This is a genomic window from Frigoribacterium sp. MEB024, from assembly GCF_000878135.1.
Classification (GTDB): domain Bacteria; phylum Actinomycetota; class Actinomycetes; order Actinomycetales; family Microbacteriaceae; genus Frigoribacterium.
In genome coordinates this window covers 1-9,181 of record NZ_JXQZ01000104.1, presented here as the reverse complement: position 1 = coordinate 9,181, position 9,181 = coordinate 1, and the positions used below count along the sequence as shown (strand labels likewise).

The window sequence follows — 9,181 nt, the reverse complement described above, 5'->3', positions numbered from 1 at the left end:
CGGTACCACCCTCGCGGCCCTCGACGACGGGCGTGGGCTCGGGCTCGGGCTCGGTAGCTGAGAAGCGCTCCTGCTCCGGCACGGGCTCGGGTTCCGGCTCGCGCTCCGGTACGGGCTCGGGCTCCGGTTCCGGTTCCGATACGGGCTCGGGTTCCGGTTCCAATACAGGCTCGGGTTCCGGCTCGGGCTCGGGCTCGGGCTCGGGCTCGGGCTCGGGCTCGGGCTCGGGCAGAGCGTTCCAGTCGAAGGTCGCAGGTTCGGCCGACTCGGGCCGGGGCGCCGAGATCAGTGCCGTGAACGGCCCCGGCTCGTCGCTGACGTCGGCAGGGTCCCCCACGTCCGCGGGGACCGGCGGCGGAGCGGCGGGATGCCCGTCACCCACAGGCTCCGGGTCGGGCTGCTGCGACTCGGACGGCGCGGGGAGGTCCGGAGTCGGCACGGACGACGGAGGCTGCAACGGTGGCACGGCACCCGTCAGCGCACCGAGGTCGAGGGCCTGGGGGTGGCCCGAGGTCTTCGGCGGAGGCGTCCCCGCCGGGGACTCGGGCACGACGAACGGCAGGGGGGTCGGCGTCGGCGGCTCCCCGGACGAGTCCGACGATGCCTGCCCGACACCCGGGTCGCCCCGGCGCTCGGTTTCGTCGTCGGGTGGGACCTCGACCGCTCGTGTGACCGGCGGCAGGTCGAACGCCTGGGTGGGGACGTCCTCGGGGGCGACGTCGGGAAGACGACCCGCGCCTCCTGACGGGGTGTCGGCCGCAGCGCCGTCTCGCCCGGCCCCGTCGCCGTCGCCGTCGCCGTCGGAGTCGTCGTCCTCGGTGCCGTCGAACTGCGCCGCGAGCCAGTCGCTGGCGTCGTCCCGCCCGGCGTCGTCGCCGTCGTCACCCCGCCGGTCGTCGGTCACGGCTTCAGCCCGAGGTCTTCCAGGCCGATGGCGGCGTAGTAGGGGTAGCCCGCGGCCTCGATCACCTCGCGGGCGCCGGTGCTGCGGTCGACGACCACGGCGACGGCGGCGATCTCGGCCCCCACGGCCTCGAGGGCCTTGGCGGCCGCGAGGGGCGAACCCCCCGTGGTCGAGGTGTCCTCGAGCACGATGACGCGCTTGCCGGCGAGATCGGGCCCCTCGACCTGCTTGCCGCGGCCGTGGTCCTTGGGCTCCTTGCGCACGACGAAGGCGTCGTAGTCCTTGCCCAGGGCGACCCCCTGGTGCAGGACGGCCGCGGCGATCGGGTCGGCGCCCATGGTGAGACCGCCCACCGCGAACACGTCGGGCACCTCGTCGATCAGGTCGACCATGACCCGGCCGATCAGGGGGGCGACGCGGTGATCGAGGCTGACCTTGCGGAGGTCGATGTAGTACGTCGCCTTCTTGCCGCTGGTCAGCGTGAAGTCGCCGTGGAAGACGGCCTCGGAGCCGATGTAGTCGATGAGCTGCGTGCGTGCGTCGGTCACGGTGACCCATGGTAGAGCAGGCGGCCCGGGAACGCCGGGGCGGGCCGGCTCAGCGACCGCCCCGGGACGACCGGTCGAGCGATCGCGTGGTCAGCCGGTGCAGGTCGGCCCACGTGCCGGGCGGCAGGAAGAAGTCCTCGTAGCGGACGACCGCCGAGCGGGCGAGCCGGGCCACACGGACGTCCACGGAGACCGGGTGACGCTTCGGGTACGTCTCGATGCGAGCAGGGGTGACCCCGTGCGCACGTTCGTACCGGCTGCTCTGGCCCGGTCGGCCCGTTCCCCCTGGCCCCTCATGCGACATGTGTATTTTCTAGCGCGCCCCTTGCCCTTTGGGAAGGGTTTCGATGCCCTTTAGGCAACGACTCGGCAGAGCCGTCCCGTCTCATGCTCGCCCGGTACCGTGGTCGGCATGCGTGTCGCGACCTACAACGTCAACTCCGTCCGGGCTCGAGTGGGCCGGGTCGTCGACTGGCTCGTCCGTGAGGACGTCGACGTCGCGGGCCTGCAAGAGATCAAGTGCAAGCCCGAGCAGTTCCCCTACGACGCCTTCCGCGAAGCGGGCTACGAGGTCGAGCTGCACGGGCTCAGCCAGTGGAACGGCGTCGCGTTCGTCAGCCGCCTCCCGATGGAGGACGTCGAGATCACCTTCCCGTCGCAGCCGGGCTTCGCGAAGGGCCAGGAAGGCCCGGACCAACCCAAGGAGGCGCGCGCGATCGGCGTCACGGTCGAAGGCGTGCGGCTCTGGAGCCTCTACGTCCCGAACGGGCGCGAACTCGCCGACCCGCATTACGCCTACAAACTCGACTGGCTCGCCAAGCTGGCCGCCGAGACCGAGACCTGGCTGGCCGAACGACCCGACCAGCCGCTCGCCCTGATGGGCGACTGGAACGTCGCCCCCCTCGACACCGACGTGTGGGACATGTCGGTCTTCGAGGGTCACACCCACGTCAGCGCGCCCGAGCGGGACGCGTTCTTCCGCTTCGAGGAGGTCGGCCTCACCGACGTGGTCCGCTCACGACTGCCCGAGGGCTACACCTACTGGGACTACAAGCAACTGCGATTCCCGAAGAACGAGGGCATGCGCATCGACTTCGTCCTCGGCTCGAAGCCGTTCGACGATCTCGTCACGTCGGTCGCGATCCATCGCGACGAGCGCAAGGGCGACGCGCCGAGCGACCACGTGCCGGTCGTCGTCGACCTCGATCTCGAGACCGGGCTCGACGACGACCGGCCCATGATCTTCTGAGGCCGACCGGACGTCAGGGCTCGACGTCGAACCCGAACCCTTCGGTGACGACGGTCTCGCCCGTCCACGAGACCTGCGTGAAGGTCAGGTCGTAGCGCGTGCCCTTGGCGAGCCAGCGACGGAACTCCCACCGGCCGTCGGCACCGATCGTCGTGTCGCCGAAGGCCGTGCCCCACTGGTTGGCCCCGTGCAGGGTCGCGAACGGCGTGCCCGTGCCACGGAACGTCGTCATGACGTCTCCGTCGCCGACCGAGCCGTCCGAGAGATCGGGGGTCGTCACGACCAGGTCGGTGAGCACCGGCACCGTGAGGTGCACGACCGCCGAGTCGACGGCCGGCCCGCGGGTCTGGGTGAAGGTGATCTCGTAGCCGGACGAGGTCGGCCCGAGGTTGCGGTCGAAGGCCCACCGGCCGTCGACGCCGACGCGTGCGGACCCCATCGGGGTGTTCCACTGGTTGACCGCGGTGATCCGGGCACCGACGGTGCCGCGTCCCGAGAAGGTCGCCACCCCCGGGCCGTAGGGGGCACCGTCCCGGTGGCTGTCCACCCCCAGGGGCACGAGCGCCGCCGCGTACTCCAGGTTCAGCGGGACCCGCTGAGGGTCGATGTCGCGCCGCGTCTGCGTGACGGTGAGGCGATACCCGTCGAGGGTGGGGACGAGGTCGGCCCCGACCGACCACCGACCCGAGAGGGCGGTCGTCGTGCGGGCGATCTCACCGAGCCGTGCGTCGACGACCGTGACGAGCGCGTTCGGGGCCCCGTGCCCGGCGAAGACCGTGGGCCCGGCCGAGTAGAGCTGCCCGTCGACGTGGCTGCCGACCGAGAGCTCGACGGACCCCGCGTAGAACAACTCGAGGGCCTGCTGGTCACTCTCGGCCCCGAGCGTCTGCCTGAAGACGAGCTCGTACGACCGGGTGGTGGGCCCGAGGTTGCGGGTGAAGGCCCAGCGGCCGTTGACGGCGACGGTGGCTCGCCCCATCTCGACACCCCACTGGTTGGTCGCGACGACGGTGGCCGTGGGGGTGCCCGAGCCGAAGAACGTGGCGGGACCGGCCTCGTACGACTCGCCGTCCACATGGCTGAGCACCTCGAGGGGCGAGGTCAGCGCGGCGACCCCGGACTCGGCGGTCTGCAAGGCCTCGGTCGCGGCCCCGGTCTCGGCACCGGTCTCGATCCCGGTCTCGGCGCCGGTCTCGGCACCGGTCTCGACGGGGGCTTCGGGTGGGGCCGACGCGGGCGGCTCGGACGAGGGCGACGGGCTCGGAGTCGCTGCGTCCGAGGGCGGCGGAGTCGGATCGTCCGCCGGTGACGGGACCCGCGCCTCCTGCCCCTCGGGGGTCGACGGCGACTCGGAGGTCGACGGGGACTCGGAGGTCGACGGCGACTCGGGCGCGACGGGGCCGGCGACGGCGGCCGTCGCCGGGAGGTGCGCGGTCAGGACGAGGGCAGCCGACAGGACGGCACCCGTAAGGACGCGTGCCGGCGGTGGGATCGATATCAAGGGAGCACCTTTCGTGGAAAGTGAGCCCTCAGGGTGTCATTAAAAACGAGTGATGTGAAGTTTCGGTGGTCACATCAGGCGAGCAGGGCCGCGACCACCACGAGCACCGGCACCGACAGCACGGTCGTGGCGAGCACCGTGTCGCGAGCCACGACCACACCCGTCTGGTAGCGCTGGGCGTAGTTGAAGACGTTCTGGGCCGACGGCAGTCCGGCGAGCACGACCGCGACGAACAACTCGTCGCGGCCGAAGTCGAACACGAACGCGCCGAGCAGCCAGGCGGTGACGGGCATCACGACGAGCTTCAGCACGACGGCGACCACGATGTCAGCACGCCCCTGCCCGGCCTGGAACGGCTTCGACCCGTACAGGGACATGCCGAACGACAGCAGGACGACGGGCACCGCGGCCCCGCCCACCAGCTCGAAGGGCTCGCGGACGGCCTGCGGGATCTCGAGACCGGTGACCGCGACGACGACGCCGAGGGCGGACCCGATCAGCAGGGGGTTCGTGAACGGGCGCGCGATCGTCCGGCCGATGCTGCTGCCGCGGTTCGTCACGGTGTCCATGACGGCGAGCACGATCGGCGTGAGCACGAGCAGCTGGTAGAGCAGCACCGGAGCGACGAAGGTGGCGCTGCCCAGCACGTAGGTGGCGACCGGCAGGCCGATGTTGTTGGCATTGACGTACGCGCCGCCCATCGTGCCGATGGCCGTCTCGGCGGCGCTGCGCCTGAGGACGAGCTTGAGCACCACGACCGAGAGGACGGCCGCGACGAGCGACGCGATGGCCGACACCACCAGGAGGCGCGAGAACAGCACGTGGACGTCGGCCTGCGAGATGGTGGAGAACAGCAGGCAGGGCGTCAGGACGAAGAAGACCAGGCGTGAGAGCACCCGGTGACCGGACTCCCCGAGCAGGTCGATGCGGCCGACGACGTACCCGGTCACGATGATCACACCGATGATCGCGAACCCGATCAGCACTCCACCCATGGGTCCATCCTGTCGCACGCCCGGGGCCCTGCCCAGCTCGCCCGAACGGTGCCCGCGGCGCGACCCACGCCTCCTCGGCCCGTCGTCGACCTCCGCGGCGGTCGGCGGTCGGGCAGAATCGACGGGTGACGCGCCTCCACGATCCCTCGGTCCACACGTTCGCCAGCGACAACTACGCCGGGGCCCACCCCGAGGTGCTGCGGGCGATCGTCGACGCTGCCGGCGGCCACGTCGGCTCGTACGGCGCGGATCCCTATACGCAGCGCCTCTCCGAGGTCGTCGTCGAGACCTTCGGCGAGGGGGCGGCGATCGACCCCGTCCTGACCGGCACGGGTGCGAACGTCGCCGCCTTGCAGGCCCTGACGCCGCGCTGGGCCGCCGTGATCTGTGCGACGACCGCCCACGTCTACACCGACGAGGGCGGGGCGCCTGAGCGCCTCGGCGGCATCAAGCTGCTGACCGTGCCGACGCCCGACGGCAAGCTGACTCCCGAGCTGATCGACCGGCAGGCCTACGGCTGGGGCGACCAGCAGCGTCCTCAGCCCCTCGCGGTGACGATCACGCAGAGCACCGAGCTCGGCACGGTCTACTCACCCGACGAGATCCGGGCCGTGACCGACCACGCGCACTCGCTCGGCATGCGCGTCCACCTCGACGGCGCCCGCCTCGCCAATGCCGCGGCATCGCTCGGCGTCCCGCTCCGCGCGATCACGCGCGACGCCGGCGTCGATTCGGTCTCGTTCGGCGGCACGAAGAACGGCCTCGTGTTGGGCGAGTCGGTCGTGACCTTCTCCGAGGAGGCGCGGGCCGGCCTGGTCTACCTGCGCAAGATGGACGCGCAGTTGGCCTCGAAGATGCGCTTCGTCTCGGCGCAGTTCCTGGCGATGCTCGACGGCGACCTCTGGCTGCGGTCGGCGACCCGGGCCAACGCGATGGCCGCTCGCCTCGCCGAGGGGCTCGCAGCACTGCCGGGCGTCACCGTCACACAGACCGTCGACGCCAACGCCGTGTTCGTCGTGCTGCCCCGCGAGGCCGTGGAGCCCCTGCGGGCCGCGCACCACTTCTACGACTGGAACCGCGCCACCGGCGAGGTGCGGTTGATGTGCTCGTTCGACACCACCGAGGCCCACGTCGACCGGTTGGTCGAGGACGCCCGAGCACTGATCGGCTGAGGCCCCCGGGTCGCTCAGCCCCGGGCGGCGTCCACGAACGCACGGATCAGGTCGACGCTCTTCACACCACGACTCGACTCCACGCCCGAGCTGACGTCGACGCCCACCGCGCCGATCGGCCGCAGCCCCGCCAGCAGACCGGCCACGGTGTCGGGCGTGAGCCCGCCCGCGAGCAGCCACTCACGGGTCGGTGGGGCGACTTGCAGCGGGGCGGCGTCGAAGACGGCGCCGGCGCCGGGGTCGATCGCGTCGAGCAGCAGGGCGTCCTCGCGGAACGCGACCCGCGCCTCCTCGGGTTCGGCCGCGTAAGCGGCGGCGCTGACGGCGCGGATCACGCGGAAGCCCTCGGCGTGGACGGCGGCGACGTCGGCCGGGGTCTCGTCGCCGTGCAGCTGGACGGTCGACACCGAGGAGGCGCGGGCGAGGTCGAGCACCGTGCCGATGCCCTGGCCACGGAAGACGCCGACCGTCTCGACGCCCTCCGGCACGCGCGCCGCCAGCTCGCGTGCACTCTCGGGGTCGATCGTGCGCGGACTGCCCGGGGCGAACACGAACCCCACGGCATCGGCCCCGGCCTCGACGGCCGCGTCGACCGTCTCGGGCGTGGACAGGCCGCAGATCTTCACCCAGGTGCGCATGGTTCCAGTCTGCCGCGATCAGGCGGGCAGGTCGTCCAGGTCGTCGGGCGTGGGCTCGCCGACGTCGTACCGCACCACCGTCAACCCCTCACCTCCGTCGGCCGCGTCGACCCGCACCGTGTCGCCGTCGGCGATCTCGCCTCCGAGCAGCGCCATGGCGAGCTTGTCGTCGATCTGCCGCTGCATCAAACGGCGCAGGGGACGGGCGCCGTAGATCGGGTCGTAGCCGCGGTCGGCGAGCCAGGCCCGCGCGTCGGGGGTGACGGCGAGCGAGAGGCGGCGGTCGGTGAGCCGCCGGCCGAGGCGGTCGACGTAGAGCGAGACGATCTGGCCGAGGTCGTCGGTGCTGAGGGTCGAGAACACGACGATGTCGTCGAGTCGGTTGACGAACTCGGGCTTGAACGCCTGACGCACGAGGCCCTGCACGAGTTCTTCCTTCTCGGGGTCGCTGAGGGACGGGTCGGTGATGACCTGCGAGCCGAGGTTCGAGGTCAGCACGAGGATCGTGTTGCGGAAGTCGACGGTGCGCCCCTGTCCGTCCGTCAGCCGACCGTCGTCGAGCACCTGCAGCAGGACGTCGAAGACCTCGGGGTGGGCCTTCTCGACCTCGTCCATCAGCACGACGCTGTACGGGCGACGACGCACCGCCTCGGTCAGCTGGCCGCCGGCCTCGTAACCCACGTACCCGGGAGGCGCGCCCACGAGCCGGGACACGCTGTGCTTCTCGCCGTACTCGCTCATGTCGATGCGGACGAGCGCCTTCTCATCGTCGAAGAGGAAGTCGGCGAGGGCTTTGGCGAGCTCGGTCTTGCCGACTCCGGTCGGGCCGAGGAAGAGGAACGAGCCGGTCGGGCGGTCGGGGTCGCTGATGCCCGCGCGGGTGCGTCGGACCGCCTCGCTGACGGCCTGGACGGCCGCCTTCTGACCGATGAGGCGCCTCCCGAGTTCGCTCTCGAGGTGCAGCAGCTTCTCGGTCTCGCCGCTGAGCAGGCGTCCGACGGGGATTCCGGTCCAGGCGGCGACGACCTCGGCGATGTCGCTGTCGGTGACGGAGTCGCTGACCAGCCGGTCGCCCGACTTCTCGAACGATTCGGCGTCGGCGAGGCGCTTCTCGATGTCGGGGATGCGTTCGTAGCTGATGCGGGCGGCGTCTTCGTAACGGCCTTCGCGCAGGGCGCGGTCGGCGTCGATGCGGGCGTCGTTGAGGTCGCTGCGCAACGTGCCGACGCCCTGCAGGGCGGCCTTCTCGGCCTGCCACCGGGCGTTCAGGTCGTCGTAGGCGGCCTGCTGCTGGGCGATGGTCTCGCGCAGGGCGGCGAGGCGCACCTGCGAGGCGTCGTCCGTCTCCTTCTTGAGGGCGAGCTCCTCGATCTGGAGGCGCACCAGACCCCGGTAGAGCTGGTCCAGTTCGACGGGCGACGAGTCGATCTCCATCTTGAGGCGGGAGCCCGCCTCGTCGACGAGGTCGATCGCCTTGTCGGGCAGCTGACGGCTGGGGATGTAGCGGTTCGACAAGGAGGCGGCGGCCACCAGGGCGCCGTCGGTGATCGTGACCCCGTGGTGCGCCTCGTAGCGCTCCTTGAGCCCGCGGAGGATCGCGACGGTGTCCTCGACGCTGGGCTCGCCGACGTAGACCTGCTGGAAGCGGCGCTCGAGGGCGGCGTCCTTCTCGATGTACTGGCGGTACTCGTCGAGGGTGGTGGCGCCGATGAGGCGCAGCTCGCCACGGGCGAGCATCGGCTTCAGCATGTTCGAGGCGGCGACCGAGCCCTCGCCCCCGCCGGCACCCATCAGGGTGTGCAGCTCGTCGATGAAGGTGATCACCTGGCCGTCGCTCTTGGTGATCTCTCTCAGCACGTCTTTCAGACGCTCCTCGAACTCGCCGCGGTACTTGGCGCCGGCGACGAGGGCGGCGAGGTCGAGGCTGATCAGGCGTTTGTCTTTCAGGCTGTCGGCGACGTCACCCTCGACGATGCGCTGGGCGAGACCCTCGACGACGGCGGTCTTGCCGACGCCCGGTTCGCCGATCAGGACGGGGTTGTTCTTGGTGCGGCGGGTGAGCACCTGGCTGATGCGACGGATCTCGGCGTCGCGGCCGATGACGGGGTCGAGCTTGCCGCGGCGGGCGATGGCGGTGAGGTCGACGCCGTACTTCTCGAGGGCCGTCTTCTGCT

8 protein-coding genes and 1 pseudogene are annotated in these 9,181 nt (G+C 71.3%); 2 read left to right on the top strand and 7 right to left on the bottom strand.

Features of this window, described 5'->3' with window-relative positions; all coding sequences use genetic code 11:
* The 3 genes and pseudogenes from SZ60_RS17570 to SZ60_RS17315 all read right to left on the bottom strand — a co-directional run.
* Positions 1-904 (bottom strand): annotated as a pseudogene (locus SZ60_RS17570) (hypothetical protein); the annotation flags it as partial.
* Positions 901-1,452: an orotate phosphoribosyltransferase gene (gene pyrE / locus SZ60_RS15135; RefSeq protein ID WP_043597383.1), complete on the bottom strand. Its 552-nt coding sequence runs from the start codon at positions 1,450-1,452 to the stop codon at positions 901-903. The gene pyrE and the pseudogene SZ60_RS17570, both read right to left, overlap by 4 nt.
* Positions 1,453-1,501: 49 nt before the next feature.
* Positions 1,502-1,756 carry a hypothetical protein gene (locus SZ60_RS17315; protein ID WP_156155631.1) on the bottom strand — a complete coding sequence of 85 codons (255 nt, stop codon included), beginning with the start codon at positions 1,754-1,756 and terminating at the stop codon, positions 1,502-1,504.
* 108 nt (positions 1,757-1,864) lie between these two features.
* Between SZ60_RS17315 and SZ60_RS15130 the strand changes: the two genes are divergently transcribed.
* Positions 1,865-2,701: an exodeoxyribonuclease III gene (locus SZ60_RS15130; protein ID WP_043597387.1), complete on the top strand. Its 837-nt coding sequence runs from the start codon at positions 1,865-1,867 to the stop codon at positions 2,699-2,701.
* Positions 2,702-2,714: 13 nt separating this feature from the next.
* On the opposite strand, the gene SZ60_RS16680 is transcribed toward SZ60_RS15130, so the two are convergent.
* The gene (locus SZ60_RS16680) at positions 2,715-4,202 is read right to left on the bottom strand and encodes a hypothetical protein (protein WP_052505451.1); all 1,488 of its coding nucleotides are present in this window, start codon (positions 4,200-4,202) and stop codon (positions 2,715-2,717) included.
* 74 nt (positions 4,203-4,276) lie between these two features.
* Positions 4,277-5,197 (bottom strand): AEC family transporter, encoded by a 921-nt coding sequence (locus tag SZ60_RS15120; protein WP_043597380.1) that lies wholly within the window; start codon positions 5,195-5,197, stop codon positions 4,277-4,279.
* A 125-nt stretch (positions 5,198-5,322) separates the two neighbouring features.
* Between SZ60_RS15120 and SZ60_RS15115 the strand changes: the two genes are divergently transcribed.
* Positions 5,323-6,369 (top strand): low specificity L-threonine aldolase, encoded by a 1,047-nt coding sequence (locus tag SZ60_RS15115; RefSeq protein ID WP_043597379.1) that lies wholly within the window; start codon positions 5,323-5,325, stop codon positions 6,367-6,369.
* 14 nt (positions 6,370-6,383) lie between these two features.
* Here SZ60_RS15115 and SZ60_RS15110 read toward each other — a convergent pair whose 3' ends face one another.
* Together SZ60_RS15110 and SZ60_RS15105 are read right to left on the bottom strand one after the other, a co-directional pair.
* Positions 6,384-7,007 (bottom strand): phosphoribosylanthranilate isomerase, encoded by a 624-nt coding sequence (locus tag SZ60_RS15110; protein WP_043597377.1) that lies wholly within the window; start codon positions 7,005-7,007, stop codon positions 6,384-6,386.
* A gap of 18 nt (positions 7,008-7,025) precedes the next feature.
* The coding region (locus SZ60_RS15105) for an ATP-dependent Clp protease ATP-binding subunit (RefSeq protein ID WP_043597375.1) at positions 7,026-9,181 on the bottom strand (2,156 nt) is incomplete at its 5' end.

What these genes read in the sequence shown, in the direction of transcription:
- SZ60_RS15110 (WP_043597377.1), bottom strand. Translation starts at nt 7,007, where the DNA reads ATGCGCACCTGGGTGAAGATCTGCGGCCTGTCCACGCCCGAGACGGTC.
- SZ60_RS15120 (WP_043597380.1), bottom strand. Translation starts at nt 5,197, where the DNA reads ATGGGTGGAGTGCTGATCGGGTTCGCGATCATCGGTGTGATCATCGTG.
- SZ60_RS15130 (WP_043597387.1), top strand. Translation starts at nt 1,865, where the DNA reads ATGCGTGTCGCGACCTACAACGTCAACTCCGTCCGGGCTCGAGTGGGC.
- SZ60_RS17315 (WP_156155631.1), bottom strand. Translation starts at nt 1,756, where the DNA reads ATGTCGCATGAGGGGCCAGGGGGAACGGGCCGACCGGGCCAGAGCAGC.